Origin of the sequence: Nocardia concava NBRC 100430, assembly GCF_000308815.1 — a bacterium.
In the GTDB taxonomy this organism is placed as follows: domain Bacteria; phylum Actinomycetota; class Actinomycetes; order Mycobacteriales; family Mycobacteriaceae; genus Nocardia; species Nocardia concava.
On record NZ_BAFX01000015.1, the window covers coordinates 1 to 22,388 of the forward strand.

Annotated in this window: 26 protein-coding genes and 1 tRNA gene; 13 read left to right on the top strand and 14 right to left on the bottom strand. The window is 67.3% G+C overall.

Features of this window, described 5'->3' with window-relative positions:
- The first annotated feature begins 129 nt into the window (after positions 1 to 129).
- Positions 130 to 870 (top strand): GAF and ANTAR domain-containing protein, encoded by a 741-nt coding sequence (locus ON43_RS04330; RefSeq protein ID WP_040803799.1) that lies wholly within the window; start codon positions 130 to 132, stop codon positions 868 to 870.
- A gap of 79 nt (positions 871 to 949) precedes the next feature.
- On the opposite strand, the gene ON43_RS04335 is transcribed toward ON43_RS04330, so the two are convergent.
- Complete coding sequence (locus tag ON43_RS04335; RefSeq protein WP_040803801.1) at positions 950 to 1,441, bottom strand: hypothetical protein; 492 nt, start codon at positions 1,439 to 1,441, stop codon at positions 950 to 952.
- A gap of 496 nt (positions 1,442 to 1,937) precedes the next feature.
- On the opposite strand from ON43_RS04335, the gene ON43_RS04340 reads away from it, so the two are divergent.
- The 3 genes from ON43_RS04340 (at position 1,938) to ON43_RS42120 (ending at position 3,848) form a co-directional block, all read left to right on the top strand.
- Entirely contained in the window at positions 1,938 to 2,741 is an 804-nt protein-coding gene (locus tag ON43_RS04340) for a transglutaminase-like domain-containing protein (RefSeq protein ID WP_174416446.1), read from the top strand.
- 178 nt (positions 2,742 to 2,919) lie between these two features.
- A complete protein-coding gene (locus ON43_RS04345) occupies positions 2,920 to 3,255 on the top strand; it encodes a hypothetical protein (RefSeq protein WP_040803803.1) in 336 nt (111 codons plus the stop codon).
- Between the two features lie 155 nt (positions 3,256 to 3,410).
- Positions 3,411 to 3,848: a DUF5994 family protein gene (locus ON43_RS42120; protein ID WP_051177880.1), complete on the top strand. Its 438-nt coding sequence runs from the start codon at positions 3,411 to 3,413 to the stop codon at positions 3,846 to 3,848.
- A gap of 199 nt (positions 3,849 to 4,047) precedes the next feature.
- Here ON43_RS42120 and ON43_RS04355 read toward each other — a convergent pair whose 3' ends face one another.
- Entirely contained in the window at positions 4,048 to 5,295 is a 1,248-nt protein-coding gene (locus tag ON43_RS04355; protein ID WP_040803805.1) for a fatty acid desaturase family protein, read from the bottom strand.
- 174 nt (positions 5,296 to 5,469) lie between these two features.
- On the opposite strand from ON43_RS04355, the gene ON43_RS04360 reads away from it, so the two are divergent.
- Together ON43_RS04360 and ON43_RS04365 are read left to right on the top strand one after the other, a co-directional pair.
- The gene (locus ON43_RS04360; protein ID WP_245568463.1) at positions 5,470 to 6,126 is read left to right on the top strand and encodes a TetR/AcrR family transcriptional regulator; all 657 of its coding nucleotides are present in this window, start codon (positions 5,470 to 5,472) and stop codon (positions 6,124 to 6,126) included.
- The gene (locus ON43_RS04365; protein ID WP_051177881.1) at positions 6,123 to 6,557 is read left to right on the top strand and encodes a DUF5994 family protein; all 435 of its coding nucleotides are present in this window, start codon (positions 6,123 to 6,125) and stop codon (positions 6,555 to 6,557) included. The genes ON43_RS04360 and ON43_RS04365 overlap by 4 nt, the downstream gene beginning before the upstream one ends.
- Here ON43_RS04365 and ON43_RS04370 read toward each other — a convergent pair.
- The 5 genes from ON43_RS04370 to ON43_RS45470 form a co-directional block, all read right to left on the bottom strand.
- Complete coding sequence (locus tag ON43_RS04370; protein ID WP_040803806.1) at positions 6,526 to 7,245, bottom strand: TetR/AcrR family transcriptional regulator C-terminal domain-containing protein; 720 nt, start codon at positions 7,243 to 7,245, stop codon at positions 6,526 to 6,528. The two genes, ON43_RS04365 and ON43_RS04370, sit on opposite strands and share 32 nt — an antisense overlap.
- A 144-nt stretch (positions 7,246 to 7,389) precedes the next feature.
- Positions 7,390 to 7,794: a DUF5994 family protein gene (locus ON43_RS04375; RefSeq protein ID WP_245568464.1), complete on the bottom strand. Its 405-nt coding sequence runs from the start codon at positions 7,792 to 7,794 to the stop codon at positions 7,390 to 7,392.
- A gap of 31 nt (positions 7,795 to 7,825) precedes the next feature.
- Positions 7,826 to 8,248, bottom strand: a complete 423-nt coding sequence (locus ON43_RS04380) for a DUF5994 family protein (RefSeq protein ID WP_051177883.1) — start codon at positions 8,246 to 8,248, stop codon at positions 7,826 to 7,828.
- Entirely contained in the window at positions 8,245 to 9,060 is an 816-nt protein-coding gene (locus ON43_RS04385; protein ID WP_051177884.1) for a slipin family protein, read from the bottom strand. The genes ON43_RS04380 and ON43_RS04385 overlap by 4 nt, the downstream gene beginning before the upstream one ends.
- 102 nt (positions 9,061 to 9,162) lie before the next feature.
- On the bottom strand, positions 9,163 to 9,309 hold the full coding sequence (locus tag ON43_RS45470) for a DUF6307 family protein (RefSeq protein ID WP_167333409.1): 147 nt from the start codon (positions 9,307 to 9,309) through the stop codon (positions 9,163 to 9,165).
- 150 nt (positions 9,310 to 9,459) lie between these two features.
- Between ON43_RS45470 and ON43_RS45720 the strand changes: the two genes are divergently transcribed.
- The 3 genes from ON43_RS45720 (at position 9,460) to ON43_RS04405 (ending at position 11,401) form a co-directional block, all read left to right on the top strand.
- Positions 9,460 to 9,849, top strand: coding sequence for a hypothetical protein (locus ON43_RS45720; RefSeq protein WP_174416447.1), 390 nt, complete (start codon positions 9,460 to 9,462; stop codon positions 9,847 to 9,849).
- Positions 9,846 to 10,058: a hypothetical protein gene (locus tag ON43_RS04400; protein ID WP_040803809.1), complete on the top strand. Its 213-nt coding sequence runs from the start codon at positions 9,846 to 9,848 to the stop codon at positions 10,056 to 10,058. The genes ON43_RS45720 and ON43_RS04400 overlap by 4 nt, the downstream gene beginning before the upstream one ends.
- Before the next feature lie 218 nt (positions 10,059 to 10,276).
- Complete coding sequence (locus ON43_RS04405; protein WP_051177885.1) at positions 10,277 to 11,401, top strand: fatty acid desaturase family protein; 1,125 nt, start codon at positions 10,277 to 10,279, stop codon at positions 11,399 to 11,401.
- 247 nt (positions 11,402 to 11,648) lie between these two features.
- Here ON43_RS04405 and ON43_RS04410 read toward each other — a convergent pair.
- Positions 11,649 to 11,721, bottom strand: a tRNA-Arg gene (locus ON43_RS04410).
- Positions 11,722 to 11,811: 90 nt separating this feature from the next.
- Entirely contained in the window at positions 11,812 to 12,195 is a 384-nt protein-coding gene (locus tag ON43_RS04415) for a DUF5313 family protein (protein ID WP_040803811.1), read from the bottom strand.
- 195 nt (positions 12,196 to 12,390) lie between these two features.
- Here ON43_RS04415 and ON43_RS04420 point away from each other — a divergent pair, with 195 nt between their 5' ends.
- The gene (locus ON43_RS04420; protein WP_040803813.1) at positions 12,391 to 12,768 is read left to right on the top strand and encodes a YybH family protein; all 378 of its coding nucleotides are present in this window, start codon (positions 12,391 to 12,393) and stop codon (positions 12,766 to 12,768) included.
- A gap of 27 nt (positions 12,769 to 12,795) precedes the next feature.
- On the opposite strand, the gene ON43_RS04425 is transcribed toward ON43_RS04420, so the two are convergent.
- Together ON43_RS04425 and ON43_RS04430 are read right to left on the bottom strand one after the other, a co-directional pair.
- Positions 12,796 to 13,182, bottom strand: coding sequence for a DoxX family protein (locus tag ON43_RS04425; protein ID WP_051177887.1), 387 nt, complete (start codon positions 13,180 to 13,182; stop codon positions 12,796 to 12,798).
- A 46-nt stretch (positions 13,183 to 13,228) separates the two neighbouring features.
- Positions 13,229 to 14,395 carry an EstA family serine hydrolase gene (locus ON43_RS04430; RefSeq protein WP_040803815.1) on the bottom strand — a complete coding sequence of 389 codons (1,167 nt, stop codon included), beginning with the start codon at positions 14,393 to 14,395 and terminating at the stop codon, positions 13,229 to 13,231.
- 157 nt (positions 14,396 to 14,552) lie between these two features.
- Here ON43_RS04430 and ON43_RS04435 point away from each other — a divergent pair, with 157 nt between their 5' ends.
- The gene (locus ON43_RS04435) at positions 14,553 to 15,431 is read left to right on the top strand and encodes a sigma-70 family RNA polymerase sigma factor (protein ID WP_040803839.1); all 879 of its coding nucleotides are present in this window, start codon (positions 14,553 to 14,555) and stop codon (positions 15,429 to 15,431) included.
- Between the two features lie 60 nt (positions 15,432 to 15,491).
- Here ON43_RS04435 and ON43_RS04440 read toward each other — a convergent pair whose 3' ends face one another.
- Positions 15,492 to 17,129: a long-chain fatty acid--CoA ligase gene (locus ON43_RS04440; RefSeq protein WP_040803817.1), complete on the bottom strand. Its 1,638-nt coding sequence runs from the start codon at positions 17,127 to 17,129 to the stop codon at positions 15,492 to 15,494.
- Positions 17,130 to 17,637: 508 nt separating this feature from the next.
- Here ON43_RS04440 and ON43_RS04445 point away from each other — a divergent pair.
- A complete protein-coding gene (locus ON43_RS04445) occupies positions 17,638 to 19,107 on the top strand; it encodes a flavin-containing monooxygenase (RefSeq protein ID WP_040803818.1) in 1,470 nt (489 codons plus the stop codon).
- A gap of 64 nt (positions 19,108 to 19,171) precedes the next feature.
- Here ON43_RS04445 and ON43_RS04450 read toward each other — a convergent pair whose 3' ends face one another.
- Positions 19,172 to 19,972, bottom strand: coding sequence for a sigma 54 modulation/S30EA ribosomal C-terminal domain-containing protein (locus tag ON43_RS04450; RefSeq protein ID WP_245568465.1), 801 nt, complete (start codon positions 19,970 to 19,972; stop codon positions 19,172 to 19,174).
- 265 nt (positions 19,973 to 20,237) lie between these two features.
- On the opposite strand from ON43_RS04450, the gene ON43_RS04455 reads away from it, so the two are divergent.
- The gene (locus ON43_RS04455) at positions 20,238 to 21,857 is read left to right on the top strand and encodes an acyl-CoA synthetase (RefSeq protein ID WP_040803819.1); all 1,620 of its coding nucleotides are present in this window, start codon (positions 20,238 to 20,240) and stop codon (positions 21,855 to 21,857) included.
- A 24-nt stretch (positions 21,858 to 21,881) separates the two neighbouring features.
- Here the strand turns inward: ON43_RS04455 and ON43_RS04460 are convergent, their stop codons facing one another.
- Positions 21,882 to 22,304 (bottom strand): EF-hand domain-containing protein, encoded by a 423-nt coding sequence (locus tag ON43_RS04460; RefSeq protein WP_040803820.1) that lies wholly within the window; start codon positions 22,302 to 22,304, stop codon positions 21,882 to 21,884.
- Between the last annotated feature and the right edge of the window lie 84 nt (positions 22,305 to 22,388).

The window sequence follows — 22,388 nt, forward strand, 5'->3', positions numbered from 1 at the left end:
GCGGTTCCGGCCCGAGCCCGACGGACAAGGCCGCGACCCGGAACCCGGACCGACACCGCAGCCGACGTCGGAACGTTGAGGCGGCCAGTGCGACTCAATAGAATTACCTACAGAAAAGGCGGTCCGAGGATGGCGCAGAACGATGGTGCACTGACAACGGCGCTCATGCGATTGGTGGACACCTTGGTCGTCGACTACGACCCGGTCGAGCTGACACAAGAGCTCGTGGACACGTGTGTCGATCTACTTCCCGCCGACGCCGCCGGACTGCTGCTGGCCGACTCCGACGGCACCCTGCAGGTGCTCGCCTCCACCTCCGAGCAACTCCGGCTGTTGGAGTTGCTGCAGATCCAATCCGAGGCCGGACCCTGCCTACAGGCCTATCGCACCGGCGAGCAGGTCCTGATCGGCGACCTGGCCGCAGTCGCCGCCGACTGGCCGTTGTTCTCCGAAAGCGCCGTGGCCAACGGCTTCCACGGGGTCTGCGCGCTACCGCTGCGACTGCGCGACGAACGCATCGGAGCACTCAATCTCTTCACCCGCTCCACCAACGTCCTCCGCGCCGAAGACCTGCGTGTCGGGCAGGCACTGGCCGACTTCGCCACCGTCGGCATCCTGCACGCCCGCATCCTCGCCGACACGCTGACCGTCAACGAACAGCTCAATACCGCCCTCAACAGCCGCGTCATCATCGAACAAGCCAAAGGCATGCTCGCCGAACGCGCCGACCTCGACATGGACACCGCGTTCCAGATCCTGCGTCGCCACGCCCGCAACCGCAACCGCCACCTGTCCGACCTCGCCCGCGCCGTCGTCGACCGCACCATCGCCCTCGATACCCTGCTCACCGACCCGAAGCGCTACCGGTAGACCTCCGGCGCGCGATCGGAATGCGCCACGCCGATCGGCAGCTGCCTTCGTGGCGGATTACTCGTCACGGCAACCGGATTCAGCCGAGGAAGACGAACTCGACCGCGGATGCGAGCACCGTGTCGGGGCAGAGTCGTCGACGGGTGGATCGGGGGGTGAGCGGATGTTCCGCGAGCAAGTGCCACCAGTCCAGACGATCGGCGAGTTCGTCGAAGTAGAGTTTGGCCACCACCAACACCGGCGCGCCCGGGCAGTAGTTCGTCGGCTCACCCGTCTCGGCAGCGGCCGCACACCCCAGATCGATGGTGAACGAGTGCGCACGCCCGTCGGAATCGATCTGCTGGACCTCGCCGCCCGCGACCCCCTCGCGAATCGCGGACCGGTAATCGTGTATTCCTTTGGCGGACAACGGCATACCTGCGACGAACAGACGTGCGGGCAGGCCCGGCGGGCACCGATACGTACCCGTCAACCGCATCAGATACGGGGTGATCAGGCTTGCCCGCGAGTCGACACGGACTCGCGCCGGGCGCACGACGACGATGCCGGAAAGGAGAAAACCTTCGCGCATCGGATCGCTCCGAATCAGTCGAGTTGTTGTGCGGCAGATACTTTCAGTTCACCACGAACCACCGGCCCGCGCACGCGACCCGCACCGCTCGAGCGGGTGCGCCGCCGATTCGATCAGGCGTATCGTTGCACTATCGGTGGCCTCTCGAATCCGGTCGCAACCAGACCGCCTCGTCACACGATTCTCGAGAAACCCGGCCGGTCTCGGCCGAGACAGGAGCGTCACCAATGACGCCGCAGCTCACTCGCGCCCGTCACCCGTCGCGCGCCGGCGTCGATCCTGGACTCCGCCACGGTGAACCCACGCCACGGGTCCTGTTGAAACCCCCGGCGTCCGCGGCCACCACGAACAACACCTCTACCGCCGTGGATCTCCTGCAGACCGGTATCCGCAGGCGTCGAGAGCGGAGGCGGCGAACCACCACGGCCCGCCGGTGGGCCGGGCACCCGACATCACCCAACTGACCTGGCCGGCAACGATGGATCGCTTCGACTTCGTGAAGCGAGATGTTTCCGCGACTCTCGACATCACGGTCCACGCCGACACGGTGCTCGAATTCCAGATCGCGGTCGCCCACCAGCCCGGAATCGACCTGACCGAGTCGATGGACTTCATTCTCGACGGCGGCGGTCTCCAGCCACGCGAAGTCCGCGGAGCGCATGGCACTCGTATTCACCAGGTGAGTTCCCCCGCGGGTAGCCTTCGAGTGTGCTATCGCGCCACGGCCCTGGGATCGGCGACGGCCGAGCCGGTCTCGGACTATGACCTCTCGATGTACCAGCGGCCCAGCCGGTTCGCCGAGTCCGACAAACTTCTCGGTTTCGCCGCAACCGAATTCGGCTGCGGGATAGGCGATCTCGGTATGCCCGCGCGGATCTCCACGTGGGTCGGCAGCAGGATCTGCTACCTCGCGGGCTCCAGCGACCCCATCGACGGGGCTGTGGAGACACTGCTGTCCGGTGCGGGGGTGTGCCGCGACTTCACCCACCTCGTCGTCGCGCTGGCGCGGGCCGTCGGAGTGCCCGCGCGGGTAGCGGCCGTCTACGCCCCGGGCTGCATGCCGATGGATTTCCATTCCGTCGCCGAGGCTTACGTGGATGGCGGGTGGCAGGCGTTCGACCCTACCTGCCTCGCCCCGCGCGCGGCCCTCCTGCGGATCGCCACCGGCCGCGACGCCTCCGATATCGCCTTCCTCGCCAACCACGGCGGCGACATCAGCATGAACAGCCTGTCCGTGCACGCCACCATCGACGGCCCACTGCCCATGGACGACCTCGGTCGATCCATCGCGATCCGCTGAGCGCGAGCCCCGTAACCGGCGGGGGTGTAGTGTCATTGGCACGGTGATCGCTCGCGCGCCGACCCGGCAGCGTCATCGCCGAGAATCAGACCGCACACGGTCAGACGGGAGCGCCCACCATGACGCTGCTCCAGCACGGTTCACCTGATCGCTCCGGCCCGGGCCAGGGCTGAGCGCTGTGACCATCCACTCCGGGCGCTTTGCCGCGACGCCCGCCGACGTGACCGATGACGACGTCGGCGTGAGCGCTTTCCTGGTACTCGGCGACGATCTGGTGCGCGCCCTGACCGACGCGCTGCAGCGGCTGGACCTGCTTCGCGGCATCCTCGATGACGCTGAATCGACACTGCCGCAACAATATTCGGCCAGAGAAGAGGTTCGCGAGCTGTTCGCGGCCGTCGAGTTCGACGTCAGATCCGCCAAGAACGTCATGCTCTCGATCACCGGCGAGTGGCCGATGTCGGCGGCGGGGCGCTCCGGCCCGCTGGTCATCCGCTCCACGCCCATCCCTTGACCGGCGCATCAATGGCACACGGATGCAAGATAATTCATGGTCAGCCCGTTCGATCAGGTCATGTTGTCGCGCCACCGCGACGGCGGCCGACCGAATCACGGAGAGCCGTCCGTCCACGCCGAAGCCTGCCGTGTCGGGCACAGGAGATCCAGTTCATGACACTTCCCTGGACGACCGTGTACGGACCGCGGCGCACCGGCCCACGCCCGCTCCGCCTCTCCCTGCGGGACCCGGCCGCCCCTACGGGGCCCGTCGATGGTGCCTGGTGGCCGAGGTCCAAGCAACCCGCCGCCGAACTGCACGAGTTGTTCGCGGCCGTCGCCGCCCGGCTCGGTTCCATGGTTCGCGTTGGATTCGATTGGCGAACAACTGATCCCGATCGTTTCACGCGCCGTGGCACCGCAGCCGTCGCCACGACGAGCAGGGCCGGCATCATGTACCTGTTCGGAAGCAACGGCGCACGCCTCGACGTGCTGGTCATCCCCGCGGACACCCACCCGGACGCGGCCGCGGCCCAAATGCGCTGGGCCTCCGGCAAACCGCAGCCCGGTCCGACAGCTCGGCCGCGGGCGCCGGAGAACACTGTGAAGTGACGAAATCCCGCCACCGGGCACCGGGGATCGGCGCATGATCAAGGTCTTCCCGGCCGATGTGCACGAGCTGGTACGCCGCGGGCTGTTCGGCCTGCTCGCCGCCGATCCCGAATGGACGGTGGTCGACGAGGCCGACACCGTCTCGCACGCGCTCGGGCGAACCGCGGCGCCTGATCCTGACCGCACACACCGCAGGGCTTCACCGCCGGTGGCGACCGCCCCGGCGGTCACGTCGACCGCCCGAATGTCGGCGATCCCGTTCCGCGAGTGCGGTGCGCAGGCCGTGACGGCCAGCAGGCGAATCGACCGCGGTCCGCGGGTGCGGGCCGAACTTGTCTTCCGACGATGTCTCGGGGGCATCGTCGGAGGTCGCGATCAGCAAATCGTCGGGGAGCGCGAGTTTGCCGATCGTGCGCAGGGTGAGCAGGTATTGCCGGGGCAGCGGGCCGGTGTTGTAGGGCAGATCGTATTTGTCGCAGAGGGCGCGGACGCGTTCGGCGATCTCCGGGTAGCGGTTGCTCGGCAGATCGGGGAACAGGTGGTGTTCGATCTGGTGGGACAGGTGGCCGCTGAGGAAGGCCAGCACCGGACCGGCGTCGAAGTTCGCGGTGCCGAGCATCTGCCGCAGATACCATTCCGGTTTGGACTCGTGCTCGATCGCGGCGGGCGTGAATTTCTCCGCGCCGTCGGGGAAATGGCCGCAGAAGATCACCACGTACGCCCACAGGTTGCGCAGCGCGTTGGCGGCCGCGTTCGCGGCGAGGGTGCGGCGCCAGCGGCGGCCGCTCAGGGCCGGGAGGAGTAGATAGTCCTTGCCGGTCTGGCGGGCGACCTTACGCAGCAATGCCCTGGTGTGCGTGGACTTCTCGGCGGCGGTCGCGGCACGCTCCTGTTCGGAGTACAGGCCGTGCAGCGCGATCCCCCACTCGAAAGTCACTGCCAGGAACAGGTTTTGCAGCGGTTGCAGCAGCAGTCGCGGCCGCCACGGCTGATCACGTGTCACCCGCATGACGCCGAAGCCGATATCGTCGTCGATGCCCAGCACATTGGTGAACACGTGATGGCGGTAGTTGTGCGAATAACGCCACTGCGACGACACCCCGGCCATATCCCATTCCCAAGTACTGGAATGGATTTCCGGATCGTTCATCCAGTCCCATTGGCCGTGGCAGACATTGTGGCCGATCTCCATGTTCTCGATGCTCTTCGCGCCCGCCAGCGCCACCGCGCCCAGTGCGACACCGAGTTTCGTTCTGCTGCAGGCGATGACGAGGCGTGAGGTCAGATCGAGGATGCGTTGGAAGGCGATCGTCCGGCGAATGTAGGCCGCGTCCCGGGCGCCGAGCCGCTGGTCGATGTCACGACGGATCGCGTCGAGTTCACATCCCAGCGCCTCGACGTCCTCCGCACTCAAATGCGCGTAGACCGCGATCTGCGTAATCGCCATTCTCCCAGCTTAGATGACGACTACGTTCGATGTCTACGGCGTAGACTTACGTTGTAGTGAAGTTCTCCCATCGAGAGGCAGATGACCGGAATGAACCGGATCCGAGCCGGGCCCGCCGGTACCCCGAACCGCGCCGCGAATCGGCCGCGCAGCGCGCCCTTGACCCGGGCTACGATGCTGACCGCAGCACTCGAGATTATCGATCGCGACAGCGTGGACCAGCTCTCGATGCGCCGCCTCGGCCGTGCGCTCGGCCGCGATCCGATGACCCTCTACCGGCACGCCGCGAACAAGGCGGCGCTGCTCGACGGGGTGGCCGAACTCGTGCTCGCGCAACTGACCGTCGATCCTGCCGACGCCGATTGGCGTCACCAATTACGCAGTGTCGCACGCGATTACCGCAGTCTCGCCGTCGCCCACCCGCACACGGTGCCGCTGCTGGTCACCCTGCCCCTGGCCACCCCGCTGGCACTGCGCCCGCTGGGGACCCTGCGGCCGCTGGAACGCATCCTCGACCTGCTCACCCGAGCGGATTTCAGCAGCCCAGACGCGTTGCACATCTATCGTGCGCTGTTCGGCTTCCTGCATGGTCACATCCTCACCGAACTCCAGGAACTCGTCGAACACCCCGAGGAGTCCGACGACGTCCTGCGCCTGGGCTTGTACCGTCTCCCGATCGGCGAGTTCCCGCTGCTGCGTGGCCTCGCCTCGGACCTGGCCGCCTACGACGGCGCGATCGAACTGGAGCGCGGCCTCGACATGCTGCTCGGCGGCCTCTCCCTCACCATTCCCGCGACCGCCACAAACCCCCGAAAGAAGCATCGATCATGACATCGCCACTGCACAGCACCACCGCGAACCAGATGTCCCCGCCACACCGGCTTCGACTCGAGCTGAACGCCGCCGCCACCGGACCCGTCGATGGATTCTGGTGGCCGCACGGCCGTGACCTCGCCGCGGAGCTTCCGGCACTGCTCGCGATGCTCGTACCAGTGCTGGGCTCGATCCAGCGGGTGGTCTACCACCTCGACGAATGGAGCTCCACACCGAGGAAACTCGATGTCGGCGGACGGCAGGTGCGGCTCGACGGCTACCGGCACATGCCCGCCCGCATCCTCGAGGTTCACGGCGTCGAGGTCGGCGCCCGGCTCACCCTCCGCCTCATCACTCCGATCGACGACACCGATATGGTTGCCGCGCAACAGCGTTGGGACTCCGAGGGCGGAGCGGTCAGTGCCCGGGAGCGGGCAGCGTCGCGGTGAGACCGGTCAGCAGGATATCGAGACCGCGTTCGAGTTCGGCCGCGCCGTCGTAGGCGGCCAGAATCGGCGCGAGCTCACGCACCAGCGGAAACTCGTCGAGCGGGAGCCGGTACAGCCCCAGGCGCAGCACCTCGTCGGTCTCCTCGGGGCGCTCCACGATCTCCTGCAACTCGTTGAGCACATGCCCGTAGAGGAATCCGAACAGGGCGCGGTAGACGTGCAACGCGTCCGCACCGGAAAACCCCGCGCGGGTGAGCAATTCGAGGATGGCCTCCAGCGGCCGCACCACCGCCGGCGGGCGCAGGCCCAGGGGCGTCGACAGCGGGCGGGTCACCAGCAGCGGCACCACCCGCGGGTGCGCCAGCGCCAACCGGCGGAAATCCCTTGCGACGGAACGCAACTGGCCGACCCAATCGCTGTCGGTGGCATCCACGGACAGCTGCGCGAACACGATCTCGGCGATACCGTCGAGGACCGCGGCCTTGTTCGCCACATGCCGGTAGATCACCATCGGATCGCGGCCGACGGCCTCGGCCAGCCGCCGCATCGACAACCCGTCCACGCCCTCGCGATCCACCAGCTCGAGCGCGGCGGCCAGCACAACCGCCCTGGTGACCGGGCCATTGCCGGTATCGGCCCGCCGATTCGCGGATCGCGCGTTCCTGCCACCCGTGCCACGTTCGACCATGCGGAGGATCCTCCGTTTCCCTTCGGACCATCCGAATCACGTCGATCGTAGACAGACGGCGTTGACAGTGCGGCGCGACTCGCGCTATTCGCCGCGGGTGCGCGCGCCGGCTCGGGGTCGGCGGCATTGCGCTCACCAGCGCGGCTATCTCCGGGGATGCGCCGCTCGCCGCATCTGGTCGTCGGCGAGTGGGGGAGGGGTGTCGAACGGGACGACGAGCAGGATCAGCAGTCCGCCGTCGGTTCCGATCAGCCGCATGACGGCCGGTGGCTGGTCGAGGCCGGGTCCGAACAACTCGACACCGTCGGCGTGATCGATGCGGCGTTGAGACAGGCTCTTGGCATTCCAATCGAATCCGATGCGGGCTATCGGCCCGGTGCGCGGCGTGATGGCGGTGATCAGATCGTGCAGTTCGGCGGTGAGGTTGGCGGTCCGCGGCCACCACGCGCCGTCGACATCACCGGCCCTGGACCGGCGCTCCCGCAGTAGCAGCCGTGGCGTGCGGGTCGGCGCCGGGAAGGGCTGGGTCCGATCGGAAGCCGGACCCATGTAGGGCATTCCTATAAGGAGGGCGAACACCTCAGGCCTCCGAGCCCGACAGGATCGCGCGGGCGGTGCCCTGATCGGTGGTCGAGCCGATGACGCGCAAGACGATCATGCCGCCGCCCCGGCCGAAGACGTAGAGGATGTTGCCCAGTTCGAACGAGTAGGCGTCGAGCTGTATCGTTCGCTCGCCGAGGACCAGCCGACCACGGGCCCGTGACCAGCTGGTGCGGTCGTAGACCACTCGTCGCGCCGGTCCCAGCCGACGTGCCAGCACCATCAGCAAATTCGGCAATTCCGCCGCGAGATCATCGGATCGGGGCCACCAGACGCCGTCGATATAGCCGACGTCCTCGCCCCGCGGCGCCAACCGCAAGCGGGGCTCGAGGCCGGGCGGACCCAGGCGTCCGACGGATTGGTCGTGCCACCACTTGCGGAGGACATCTTCGAAGATGATCATGAGCGACTGCCTGCTTTCGACATGTTGACGGCATGCGGTGCCGCGGCGGCGGTTTCGCGAGCCAGGAAGGCGCTGATTTCGCCGATCGCACTCATCAGCGGCGCCGGGAAGACCACGGTGGTGTTCTTGTCCACACCCAGCTCGATCAGGGTCTGCAGATTACGCAGCTGCAGTGCCAGCGGGTGCGCCATCATGGTGTCCGAGGCATCGCCGAGCGCCGCGGCTGCCAGCGATTCACCCTCGGCGGCAATGATTTTCGCTCGCTTCTCGCGCTCGGCCTCGGCTTGGCGGGCCATCGCGCGTTTCATACTGTCGGGCAACTGGATGTCCTTGAGCTCCACCAGCGTCACCTCGACTCCCCACTCGAGGGTGGTGGTGTCGAGGATCTTGCGGATATCGACGTTGATGGTGTCGGTATCGGCCAGCGCCTGATCGAGCGTGTGCTGCCCGACCACCTTGCGCAGGGTGGTCTGGGCGATCTGATCGATTGCCGCATAAACGTTCTCGATCGCGACGACCGACTTCTCGGCATCGACGACCCGGAAGTAGGCGACGGCGGAGATGTCTACGCTGACATTGTCTCGGGTGATGATGCCCTGCGACTGGATCGGCATGGTGACGATGCGCATCGACACTCGCCGCAGGTGATCGACGACCGGGATGATGAAATTCAACCCGGGCTCCCGGACCGCGATCACGCGTCCGAGCCGGAACAGCACACCCCTCTCGTACTGTGTCACCACCCGAATCGACAGCGCCAACAGAACCACGGCCACCACCGCGACGGCGATCGCGACACCGATTACATTCATGACTCCTCCTCACGAAAGTGAGAGTCACACGCCAGCGTAGGCCGTTTCCGCCGTTGGTGTCTACATCGTAGAATAACGTGGTTGACACACTCGGTCGTCTAGTCAGCGGATCTGCTCGGGAATCGTGTCGAGCGCCTGTAGCACCCGCACCGCCAGTTCGGTCGCGGCGCCGTCGTCGAGCTCGGAATGCTCCCGTACGACGTCTCGGACGCGGGCCACGCGCCGCTCGTATCGCGTTGTGATCGTCACTCTCATACTCCCTCGTAAGCCGCTCGCCCAAACCGGCATGTCACCGGTCAAGCCGTAGACTTCCATTGTAGCTCTACATTGTTGACACCGACGCCTCGCTGGGCGTGTACTGAACAGACAACGGTCCAAGGCAAGGCTTGGAGGATCGCCATGATCGTCATCGTCGGACTCGTCATCCTGGTCGCCTCCGTGCTCATCGGGCTGGCCGGTGTCCTGGCCAACGGCGGCAACGCCCACGCACTGACCGACAACTTCGCCGTCTTCGGATATCACGTCACCGGATCGACCGGGTTGCTGTTCCTGTACGGCATCGTCGTCGGCGCCGCAGGGTTGGCTGGGCTGGCCATCCTGCTGGGCGGCGCTCGCCGCACCGCCCGCCGGGGCGCGGCCACCCGGGCCGAGCTCGTAGCGTCGCGCCGCGAACTCGCGGCTTCCGGCTCGGGGGCACCGGACACACCCACCCGCTACACCCACACCGGCACCACCGATGCCACGGTCCCCGGAACTCCGACCGGGAATCCCAACCAGGAGCCTCGATGATCACTTTCCTCGCCTTCGCGGCGGGAATCCTCGTCGGCGCGATCGCCGTGATGGCGCTCAACCGCCGCGGACCCCACCTCCCGCCCGGTCTGCGCGGCCAGCGACCCGAAGACACCGCGATGAGCCGCGACATCGACGAGAACGCCGGCGGCTCGAGGCATATCCGCACCTACCCGAGCTGGCGCGACCGATTCGAACGACGATCCTGACCCGCCCCCACACGGTCACGATTTGTCACGAAACAGGTTGAACACCAAGGGAATACGGGAATATAATAGAGTCTTCCCACCCTTCCCGATTGAGCGCTTCGGGTCCGCCGGCACCCACGTGCCGAGGCGTTCCACACGCATCCGATCTGCCGATTCAGCTGTGCATCAACGCCGCGGCCGGCGATGTCGACATCGAAACCCGACACAGGGGAGCCGCCATGTCCACACTCACTGCACCCGAATCAGGCCCGGTGGTACTGAGTCCGCAGGAGGTCGAGGAGATCGGCCGCCGGCTCGACGCACTGCGCGCCCGGATCACCGCCGATCTGGGCCGGCACGACCGCGAGTACATCTATTCGATCATCAAGGCGCAGCGCGGTCTCGAGGTGGCCGGCCGCGGCCTGATGTATCTGGGCTTGCTGCCGCCGTTCTGGCTGGCGGGTGTGACCGCCCTGAGCCTGTCCAAGATTCTGGACAACATGGAGATCGGCCACAACGTCATGCACGGCCAGTGGGACTGGATGCACGAGCCGACCCTGAATTCGCAAGTGTTCGAATGGGATCTGGTCTGCCCGGCCGACCAGTGGAAGCACTCGCACAACTACATCCATCACACCTACACCAATATCCGCGGGCGCGACCGCGACCTGGGCTACGGCTTCCTGCGCATCGACGAAAGCCAGCGGTGGAATCCCTATTACCTGGGCAACCCGGTGTACGCGGCCGCTCTGATGCTGTTGGTGGAGTGGGGCGTGATGCTGCACGATCTCGAGGTTGAGAACATTGTGCGGGGCAAGCGCAACTGGTCCGACCTCCGGCGGCTGATCTCGGCCCAATGGCGCAAGGCCGGCCGGCAGGTGCTCAAGGACTACGTGACCTTCCCGCTGCTGACCGGTCCGCTGTTCGTGCCCACCCTGGCCGGCAATGCCACCGCCAATATCGTCCGCAACATCTGGGCCTACACGATCATCTTCTGCGGCCACTTCCCCGCCGGGGTACAGACGTTCACCGAGGAGCAGACCGCCGACGAGACCCCGGGCGAATGGTACGTGCGGCAAATGCTCGGATCCTCGAACATCACCGGCAGCAAGCTGTTCCACATCCTGTCGGGCAACCTCTCGCATCAGATCGAGCATCACCTGTTCCCCGATCTACCGGCCAACCGATACCAGGAGATCGCCCCCGAGGTGCGTGACCTGTGCGAGAACTACGGCCTGCCGTACAACACCGGTCCGCTGAGCGCGCAAATCGGATCGGTGTGGAAGAAGATCTTCCGACTGGCCCTGCCACCCATCACCACCGGCAACGCCTCTCGGCCCGCCGGTGTCATCATGACGCGATAGCGGCACCGCCGCACCCGACGGTCGCCGCCCCACCGAGTCCGGACGCACCCGGTCCGACTGCCGATTCAGCTGTGCGTCAACGCTCGTGGCCGACGATGTCGACAGAGTGCTCTGAGCTGGGGTGTTAGCCGACAGCAGCCCGCGCAGGATGCGAACCTGCGACACGCGACCGGGGGTTTCTCGGCTGCGTATATTGGCTCGCGAATAGGAACCACTGCCTGACCTGGGCGAACGGCGGTCCGAGGAGCGCCCTCGGCAGGATTCGAACCTGCGACACCCGCTTTAGGAGAGCGGTGCTCTATCCCCTGAGCTACGAGGGCTGAACAGGCGGATGACTTGGGGTCGGCCTGGTCGTCGGGGAGTCTACCTGGTGGGTGGGGGGAGGGCCGCATCCATTGATTTCGGGGTGGTCAGTGGGGGTGGTTGGCGAGGTAGCGGGCGCGTTCGGTGGGGGTGGGGTGGAGGACGCCGGGGGCGTCGAGGGTGGCGGGGAGGTTGTGTTGGGCGAGGCGGTGGGCTCGGTTGGGGGCCATGTAGGCGGCGCAGTAGAAGAGGGCGAGGATCAGGGCTAGGAGGGTCATGGCGGCCCGGATCCAGAGGGGGCCGGGGAAGGCCAGGAGGAACACGGCGAAGATGGGGAGGAAGGGGATCATGCCTCGGGTGAGATGTCTTGCGTAGGCGTGCTTTCCGGTCAGGTCGTGGCGGACCCAGTCACGAAGGTCGGCGGGGAGGGGGCGGCCGACGGTGTAGCCGAGCCACTCGGGGAAATTGGGGCGGCGGCGTTGGCTGATCATGAACTCAGTTTGCGGCCGGGACGGCGGCCCAGGTAGACACCTGTTTTCTATGTTGCCATAGCTTTGATCTATGCCTGCCCGGATCGCGGAGCCGCTTGCCGGGGTGGTGGACCGGCCCGGGTTGGTCCCTTTTTGACCATGACGCGTCCCTTTTGAACCTCGCCCACCACCCCGAGGGCGGAGACGATCTATCTCATGACAACGATCACCGACCCCGCCACTCTCCCAACCCTTTTCGAGGCAGCCCTCAACGCAGGCGACATCGAAGGCGTCCTTTCCCTCTTCACTCCCGACGCCACAATGCGCACCACCACCGGCGGGATCATCTCCGGCCGAGACGCCCTCCGAGAGGAAATCTCCGCCACCGTCGCCGCACAGGGCCGCCTCACCAACGTCCCCCGCCACATCCTCGACGCCGGCGACACCGCCCTGCTCCTCACCGACTGGACCATGGAGATCACCACCCCCGACGGCACCCGCATCGCCCCCACCGGCACCACCGCGAATGTGGCCCGCCGCACCGAAACCGGCGACTGGCGCTTCGCCGTCCTCAACCCCCTCGGCACCGCCTGACCCTCACCCCAGAAACTCTGTTGTGGGTCAGGCGGGCAAGGCGGCTCGGGCGGCGAAGGTGGAGGCGGCGAAGACCAAGGGGCCGGCCCATTTGTCGGGGCCGTCGCCTACTGCCAGGTGGGAGGCTGCGGCGCCGCCGTAGACGAAGAAGAGGCCGGCGTAGGCCCATTCCTTGGTGCGGGGGTGGCCGGGGGTGAGGATGGCGGCCAGGGCGGCTACCTTGGCGGCGCCGAGGATGGTGGCCAGGTAGTCGGGGTAGCCGAGTTTGTCGAAGACGTCTCGGACGTAGGGGATTCGGGCGAGGTCCCAGTAGGAGCCGACTGCGGTTTCGGCTACGACCGCGGTGGCGGGGAGCCATTTGGCCAGTTTCGCCAATTGCGTTCCACGCGAGCGGATTGTCGAGTTGACGGTCATTGTGGTTCTCCTGACATCGGTTGAAGAGAATTGGTCGGGGCGGGATTCAAGCCACTCGCGGGCGGGCCGCGCCCTGGGCGGCGCGGTGCAATGCGGCTGCGAGGCGGGCGTTTTCGGGGGCGTTGAAGGCGAAGGCGGCGCGGCGGCGGGTGTAGCCGTAGGTGAGGCCGGTGTGGGGGTCGGCGAAGCCGTCGGAGCCCGCGGAGCCGGTGTGGCCGAAGGCATGGACGCCGAGGAAGGGGTGGATCAGGCCTTTCGCTTCGAAACCGAGCGCGTAGGGCGCGTTGTCGCTGCGAACGAGATCTGTTCCACCGGAGTGGATCTCGGAGATCACGGCGATGGTGTCGAGGGAGAGCAGCGGCGGGCGGCCGTCGAGGCCGGAGATCGCCGCCGCGTACATCGCCGCCAGGCCGCGCGCACTCCCCACGCCGCCCGCCGAGGCTTGTCCGAGCCGCCGCAACCGCGGATCGTTGGGCAGCGCCATGACATCGGCGGGGGTGAACCCGCGGGCGTTCAGGTTGTAGGCGATGCCCGGGATGCTGTGCGCTGCCGGGGAATTCGCCGCGAAGGCGGCTTCGGCCGCCGGATCCGCCCGCCACGGCAGGATGGGGAGGTACCGATCGTCCAGCGCCTCGGGCAGGCCGAGGAACACGTCCAGGTCGTACGGCGCACGGATGCGCTCCTCGAACAGGTCCTGGATGGAACTGCCGGTGATCGCGCGCACCACCTGGCCGATGATGGCGTAGGTGACGAACCCGCCGTAGCCCTGCGCGGTGCCGGGCGCGAAGAACGGTCGCTGCCCCACCAGACGTTCCGCGATGACCTGGTCATCGGCCAGATCGGCAACCGTGAATCCGCCGTCCGCGCCGAGCACGCCGGAGCGATGCACCAGCACGTCCCGCACCGTGATGCGATCCTTGCCCGCCGCCGCGAACCGCGGCCAGTACTCGGCCACCGGCCGGTCTATATCGAGCACCTCGTCCTGGATCAGCAGCGCCACCACCAGTCCCGCCGCTCCCTTGGTCGAGGAGTGCAGCCCGGTCAGCGTCGTACCGGTGACCTCCGGCCCGGCCCACAGATCCACCATCTTCCGCCCACGCGAATACGCCGCGAGCTGCGCGCCGGACTGCCCGTCCTCCTCGTCCACCACGGCCGCGAAGACCGCACGTACCTCCTCGAATCCGTCGGCGACGGTGCCTTGTATCTCGTTCACAGTGCAGTCCTTTCGGATCGTGTTCTGCTGCACTGACGTACGACAGCGGGAAAAGGTGACCCGCGACCGGCGGATGTCACCTTTTCCGCGCGCGCTTCGTCATCGATGTAGGGCACATCGATGGAGGAGGATTCGCGTGAAGGCAGCTCAGCATCCGGTGAACGACAATCAGTACCTTGCGGATCGCTTCGAGGAACACCGCACCCACCTGCGTGCGGTCGCCTACCGGATGCTCGGTTCGGTCACCGATGCCGACGATGCGGTCCAGGAGGCATGGTTACGGTTGTCCCGCGCCGCCACCGGCGAGATCGGCAATCTCGGCGGCTGGCTGACCACGGTCGTCGGCCGCGTGTGCCTGGATGTGCTGCGCACACGCAAGATCCGGCCCGAGGAGCCGCTGGAGGTGGGGCACCTGCCCGATCCCATCGTCACGAGCACCGCCACCCCGGATCCGGAACAGGAAGCGCTGCTGGCGGATTCGGTCGGGCTGGGCCTGCTCATCGTGCTCGAGACGCTGAGCCCGGCCGAGCGGCTGTCCTTCGTGCTGCACGACATGTTCGCCATGCCCTACGAGCAGATCGCGCCCATCGTCGACCGCACCCCGCAGACCGCGAAAAAGCTTGCCAGCCAAGCCCGTCGACGCGTGCGGGGCGATGTGCCGACCCCCGAACCGGACCGGACGCGGCAGCGCCGGGTGGTGGACGCCTTCCTGGCCGCGGCCCGCGAGGGCGACTTCGAGGAGCTGCTGACCATCCTCGATCCGGACGTGGTGCTCCGGGCAGATTCCGGCATCCTGCAACTGGTGCGCGGGGCCACCGCCGTGGCGAGCCTGGCCGAGACGTTCCGGCGCATGGCCGCCCGGTGCGTCGGCTACCCGGCGGTCGTCAACGGCTGCGCGGGAATGGTCAATACCGCTGACGGCGAACCGTTCTCGATCATGAGCTTCACGGTGGTCGGCGACCACATCGCCGCCATCGAAATCTTCTCCGACCGCGAGCGGCTGTCCCGCCTCGACCTGACCGCAGTGCTCGGCTGACGGGACAACGCACGAACCGCGCCGCCCGGAAGCGGGCGACGCGGTTCGAGGACGTACTGATCAGGACAGGGTGATGACGGTCAGGGTGCCGTCGGCGTGCTGGGCGCGCAGCCGCTTCTTGTCGAACTTGCCGACACTGGTCTTCGGCACCTCCTCGATGAAGGTCCAGTGCTCGGGCAGCTGCCACTTGGCGAACTTGGGCGCCAGGAAGTCGCGCAGCTCTTCGGGTTTCGCCTCCGAGCCCGCCGCCAGCACGATCGCGACCAACGGCCGCTCGTCCCACTTCTCGTCCGGAATGCCGATGACGGCGGCCTCGGCCACGGCCGGATGGCCCATGACCGCGTTCTCCAGATCCACCGAGGAGATCCACTCGCCACCGGACTTGATGACGTCCTTGGAGCGGTCGACCAGCGTGAGATACCCGTTGGGGCTGATCTTGCCGACATCGCCGGTGCGCAGCCAGCCGTCGTGGAACTTGTCCGGATCGACCTCGCCCCCGGAGGGCGAGTAGTAGGAGCCGGTGATCCACGGCCCCTTGACCTCCAGCTCACCCAGGGATTCCCCGTCGTTCGGGACGACGGTGCCGTCGTCGCCGACCAGGCGGGCCTGCACACCGGCCGGGAAGCGGCCCTGGGTGTAGCGGTAGGCCCACGCCTCATCGCCCTCGGCGCCGGCGGGCGGATGCGCGACCGAGCCCAGCGGGGAGGTCTCGGTCATGCCCCAGGCGTGCAGCAGCTTCACGTGATGGCGTTCCTCGAAGGCGCGCATCATCGACGGCGGCACCGCCGCGCCACCCACGACACAGGTGCGCAGGTACGAGATGTCCTGCGGCTGGGCCTGCAACGCGGCCAGCACACCGCCCCAGATGGTCGGCACGGCCGCGGCGAAGGTCGGCTTCACGGCGTCCATCATCTCCAGCAACGGGGCGGGCTGCAGGAAGCGGTCGGGCATGAGCACATTCGCGCCCGACATGAGCGCGGCATACGGGATGCCCCAGGCGTTGGCGTGGAACAGCGGCACGATGGCAAGCACATTGTCCGCGGCGGTGAAGCCCATGCCGTTGGGGGAGATCACCTGCATGGCGTGCAGCCAGTTGGAGCGGTGGGAGTACACGACGCCCTTGGGGTCGCCGGTGGTGCCGGAGGTGTAGCACATGCCCGCGGCCGAACGCTCGTCGATGACCGGGAAGTCATAGGTGTCGGGCTGGGCGGCAAGCAGTTCCGCGTAGGAGTGCACGGTCACGCCCTCGGGCGCGGTCAGCGCGGCGGCGTCGCCGTTGGCGACGATGACGTGGCGCACCGTCTTCAGATTCGGCAGGTACTGGGCGAACATCGGCAGCAGCGTGCCGTCCACGATGACGACCTGGTCCTCGGCGTGGTTGGCCACGTACACCAGCTGCTCGGGGAACAGCCGGATGTTCAGCGCGTGCAGCACCGCGCCCATCGCGGGCACCGCGATGTAGGCGACCATGTGCTCGTTGTTGTTCCACATGAACGTGCCGACCCGGTCGCCGACGCCGATGCCCAGGTCACGCAGGGCATTGGCGAGGCGGGCGGCATCCTGGCCGATCTCGCGATAGGTCTGGGTGCGGACGCCGTCACCGGTCCAGGTGGAGACATGGCTGTCGCCCTGGAAGGTGGAGGCATAGCGCAGCAGCGTCGCAAGCGACAACTGCTCGTCCTGCATGGTGCTCAACATTTCCCAACCGCTCCTTGCATGTACCTACTGGGGAGTGAACTGAGTCACTTGCGGCGAGCCTAGCCGAATTCGGACATGTGCGGTCGGGGCCCCGGACCTGCGAGAAAACTATCGGGCTGCGGACAGCGAACCCCACCCTCGCCGTCCGCAGCCCGGGGCCGACCCGCCGCCGCCCAACACGGCGACGGTCCGGCATCGCGGTCCTGACCAGCGTTCGGCGTGCTACGACACCCCCTGCGGCGGCGCAGAATAGCCAATCACTAACCAGGACAAGCAAATTGGAGCAAAGACTTCCGTGAATATATTGAGTGTGACGCCGGGCTGTCCAGTCGAGCGCAGCGTCGCAGGTCAGACCGCACTCACTGACCCGGACAGCGGGCCGTGAGCGCGATAACCGGGCGCTTACTTGCCCGGAAGCGGTGGAAACTTGCGACGCGTGGCCGAAAATACCGATTCGCTGTCCGGCGATGTCTTCGGACCAGCGGGAACGCCACCTACCGTTGCTGATATGCAGCGAGAGCCGTCCATTCTGATCATCGGTGCCGGGTTCGCCGGACTGGGCATGGCGCTGGAATTGCGGCGCCACGGCCTGAACAACTTCACCATCCTGGAGAAGGCCGCCGACCTGGGCGGCGTCTGGCGCGAGAACACCTATCCGGGCGCGGCCTGCGATGTGCCGTCACCGCTGTACTCGTGGTCGTTCGAGCCGAAATCCGATTGGCCGCGCCGATTCTCGGAGCAGCGCGATATCCACGCGTACATGCGCGCGGTCGCCGAGAAGTACGACCTGCCCGCCCGGATCGAGTTCGGCACCGAGGTGGTGGACGCGGAATTCGATGAGCAGGGCGGCATCTGGAAGGTGCGGACCGCCGACGGCGTCACCCACGTGGCGGACGTGCTCATCCCCGCGGTCGGGCAGCTCTCCCGGCCGGCCATGCCCAATCTGCCCGGCATCGACACCTTCACCGGCGCGGCGTTCCACTCGGCCGAATGGGATCACTCGGTGGACCTCACCGGCAAGCGGGTGGCCTGCATCGGCACGGGAGCCAGTGCGATCCAATACATTCCGCGAATCCAGCCGCAGGTCGAGCACCTCACGCTGTTCCAGCGCTCGGCGGCCTGGGTGCTGCCCAAGTTCGACACCGAGTACACCGGGCTGCATCACACGCTGTTCAAGTACGTGCCGGGGACGCGGCTGGCCGAGCGGTTCGCCATCTGGTCCTTCTTCGAGGTGCTGGCCCTGGCGCTCACCGACATTCCGGCCATGAAGGAGCCCGTGATCGCCATCGCCGACCGGCATCGTGAGAAGCAGGTGCCCGATGATGCGTTGCGCGCCAAGCTGACTCCCGATTACGCGGCGGGCTGCAAGCGCGGACTGTTCTCCAACGAGTACTTCCCGGCGCTGGCGCAGGCCAATGTGAGCGTGGAGACGACGGCCATCGAGGCGGTGACGCCCAAGGGAATTCGCACCGCCGACGGGGTGGAGCATCCCGTCGACGTGATCGTCTACGGGACCGGTTTCAAGGGGACCGAATTTCTCGCACCCATGAATATCTATGGGCTGCAAGGGCGCAAGCTCGCCGACGAGTGGTCTCCGGAGGGCGCGCGAGCCTTCCTCGGCATGTCGGTGCCCGGCTTCCCCAACCTGTTCATGATGTACGGGCCGAACACCAATGTGGGTTCGGGTTCGATCATCTACATGCTGGAGTCCCAAGCCCGCTACATCCGCCAGGTGGTCGAGTACCTGGGCGCGCGGCCCGGACGTTTCCTGGCCGCGAAGGCGGATGCGGAGCAGAACTGGGACGACTGGCTGCAGCGGCGGCTGAAGGACACGCCCTGGAACTTCTGCTCGAGCTGGTACCGCAACGCGTCGGGGCGGATCACCAACAACTGGCCGGGCGCGACGGTGCTGTTCCGCTGGAAGACAAGCACCTTCGCGGCATCGGACTATGACGAGGGGCAGGCCGCGCGGCGCTAGCGGCAGCGAGGAGCGGCGTGCTGGAACCCGACCCGCGCGTGGGCGGGTCGGGTTCGCGGGCGGGTCAGGCGGCCGGGGTGATCAGGCCGTAGTGGCCGTCGTAGCGGTGGTAGAGGATGCTGCCGCGGCCGCTGTCGCGGTCACGGAAGAAGACGAATGGCCAGTGCGTCAGTTCGAGTCGTTCGATCGCGCCGGGCAGGTCCAGTTCGGGGGACGGCAGCGGGCTGAACGAGATCTCGGCCGCGCCGCGGGTGACGGCGTCGGGTAGCGGGGCGAGCTGGGCCAGCCGGAGGGCGCCGTGCGCCCGGCGGTACAGCACGCTGTCGATGCCGCTGCCCGCCTCGGTGAAAAGCTGGAACTCGTAGTCCTGCAGTTCCATATCGAAGGCCGCCTCGTCGCAGGTCTCCGCGGCGAGCGCGAAGGACTTGCGGCGCACCACCTCCCGCTCCTCGGCGGCGCGCGGAAAATACGGGAGCCTTTCCCTCGGGGTGGCGCCGTGCCGCCATTCCGGCGTCGCGTCCGTCGGCCGTCCGCCGCGCACCGCCTCCCAGTGCCGTGCCAGTCGTTCCAGGCGCGACTTGAGCCGCGCCTCCAGCAGGTCGGCCGCTTCGCGTTCCGACGCCGCCGCCACCTGCACCCGTACCGTCCGGCCCGATAGGCTCACATTCGCCTGGGCGATCACCGGTTTGGCGGTGATCCGATCACTGTGGCGGGTCAGGCGCACCCGCGCCGACACCAGGGGCCCGGGCAGATGTTCCAGGGCACGTCCGACCTTCTCCCGCAAATACTCTGTCGTGTCGGCCGAAACGTCATGACCGGTCGAAATCCGGAGCACCGATCGCGTTTCCGCAGTCTGCAGTGTCAAGGAGCCTCCTAGTCAGCGGTGTCATTGCCTGGTCTCCGACCCTCCCACTCGGCCGCGGAGTGCTTCAGAGTCGAAAGTCCGCACCGGCCCGGCCGTTCGTCGGTGACTTCGCGGCCGAGCGTCCCCGGCGGGGTCGGCGCCGAATCTTGTCGTGCCGAGAGGTTCCCGTCGGGGGCGGATTTCCGTACGGTGAGCTCGAGGGCGGATGCCCGCAATTGCAGGGGCGGACGAGGAGGTCCGGGGTGTTGGAATCGGGGTGCGCGTCATGACGCTCGGGTTGATCAGGTCGCTGGGGGAGCGGGCTTATCTGGAGGCGGAGTCGGCGCGGCTGGCGGTGGGGGCGGGGCTGGCCCGGGTGGAGTCGCCGGCGGTGTTGGTGTCGGCGGCTACGGCGATGCTGCGGTACGGGACGCTCGCGGCGGGGCTGCGGTTGTCGGCGGCGCGGTATGGCGGGCGGACTGCGGTTATCGATGAGCTGGGGGAGTTGACCTTCGCCGAGCTGGAGGACCGGTCCAATCGGCTGGCCAATGCCTGGCGGGAGCGGGGGTTGAAACCCCGTGAGGGGGTGGCGATTCTGGCCCGCAACCATCGGGGGCTCATCGACGCCATCTTCGCGGCGGCCAAGTGCGGCGCGAAGATCATTCTGTTGAACACCGATTTCGCGGGGCCGCAGATCCGTGATGTCGCTACCCGTGAGGGCACCGACCTGCTCGTCTACGACGACGAGTACGCCCACATGCTCGATGAGGTGCACCCGCGGCGCGGCAGTTACCGGGCCTGGACCGATGAGCCGCGCGAGGACAGCATCGAATTCCTCATCGCCACAGCATCTTCCGATGCCCCGCCCGCACCCGGCGCGGAGCCGCGGATCATCCTGCTCACCAGCGGCACCACCGGCACCCCCAAGGGCGCGCCGCGGGCCGAGCCGAAATCGCTGCTGTCCCTGGGCGGTCTGCTGTCCAAGGTCCCGTTCCGGGTGAACGAGGTGACCGAATGCTGCGCCCCCATGTTCCATACGCTCGGATTCGCCTGCGCCATGCTGACTCTCGGCTTCGGCTCCACCCTGGTGATCCGCCGCCGCTTCGACCCGCAGGCCGCCATCGACTCCATGGCCGAGCACAAGGCCACCACCGTGATCGTGGTGCCGGTCATGCTCAATCGCATGATGGACCTGGGCGGTCGCGCGCTGACCGGGCACGATCTGTCCGCGCTGCGCATCATCTTCGTGGCCGGTTCGCAGCTGGGCGCGCAGCTCTGCCGGGAGGTGACCGCCGCGTTCGGTCCGGTGGTCTACAACCTGTACGGGTCGACCGAGGTCGCCTATGCCACCATCGCCACCCCCGAGGATCTGGCCGAGGAGCCCGGCTGCGTGGGCCGGCCGGTGCTGGGCGCACGCGTGGAGATCCTCGACGAGCAGGGCCGCGCGGTGCCCAACGGCGCGACCGGGCGCATCTTCGTCGGCAATTCCATCCAGTTCCAGGGCTACACCGGCGGCGGCCACAAGGAGATCATCCGCGGCCTCATGTCCTCCGGCGACGTCGGCCACTTCGACCGGGCCGGAAGGCTTTTCATCGACGGCCGCGATGACGACATGATCGTCTCGGGCGGCGAGAACGTCTTCCCCGTAGAGGTCGAGGAGCTGCTCTACACGCATCCGGCGGTGCGCGAGGCCGCCGTCCTCGGCGTCCCCGACGAGCAGTTCGGTGCGCGGCTCAAGGCCTTCGTGGTCGTCCACGACGGGCATACCTTCACCGAGGAGCAGGTCAGGGACTTCGTGAAGTCGAACCTGGCCCGCTACAAGGTGCCGCGCGAGGTGGTGTTCCTGGGCGAACTGCCGCGCAACCCAACCGGCAAGGTGCTCAAGCGCAAGCTGCAGGAGATCTGAACGGCCGCAGCGGTATCCGGCTCGCTACTGGGTGAGCCGGGACAGCAGGGCCGCGAACTCGGCGCGCGACAGGAACCCGTCGCCGTCGAGATCGGCAGCTGTCAAAAGGGTTTCGGCCGATTCGTCTGTCAATCCCGGGCAGGTGCGCAGCAGCGACTCCAGCTCGTCGAGCTCGATGAGCTCGTTGTGATTGACGTCGAAGGTCTCGAAAGCCGCGTCGGCATCGGTGATCTCGGGATCGCGACCCAGCCGCGCGGCCTCGAACTCGGCGCGCGAGACCATCCAGTCGCCATCGGTGTCGGCGGCCGCCACCAGGCGCTCCACCGCCTCGGCGTCGATCTCCAGGCCCAGCGCGGTGATCCCGGCCAGGATGTCGTCGGCGGAGATGAGCCCGTCACCGTCCCGGTCCCACAGGTCGAAGGTGTCGGCGGGCTCTGAGCTGGCCACGGGTGCTCCTCGGTGGATGGAAACGCTGTGCTGCGAGGTGAATTCGACCGCACCGGGGAGCGCCGGTCAAGCGGGAATTATCGG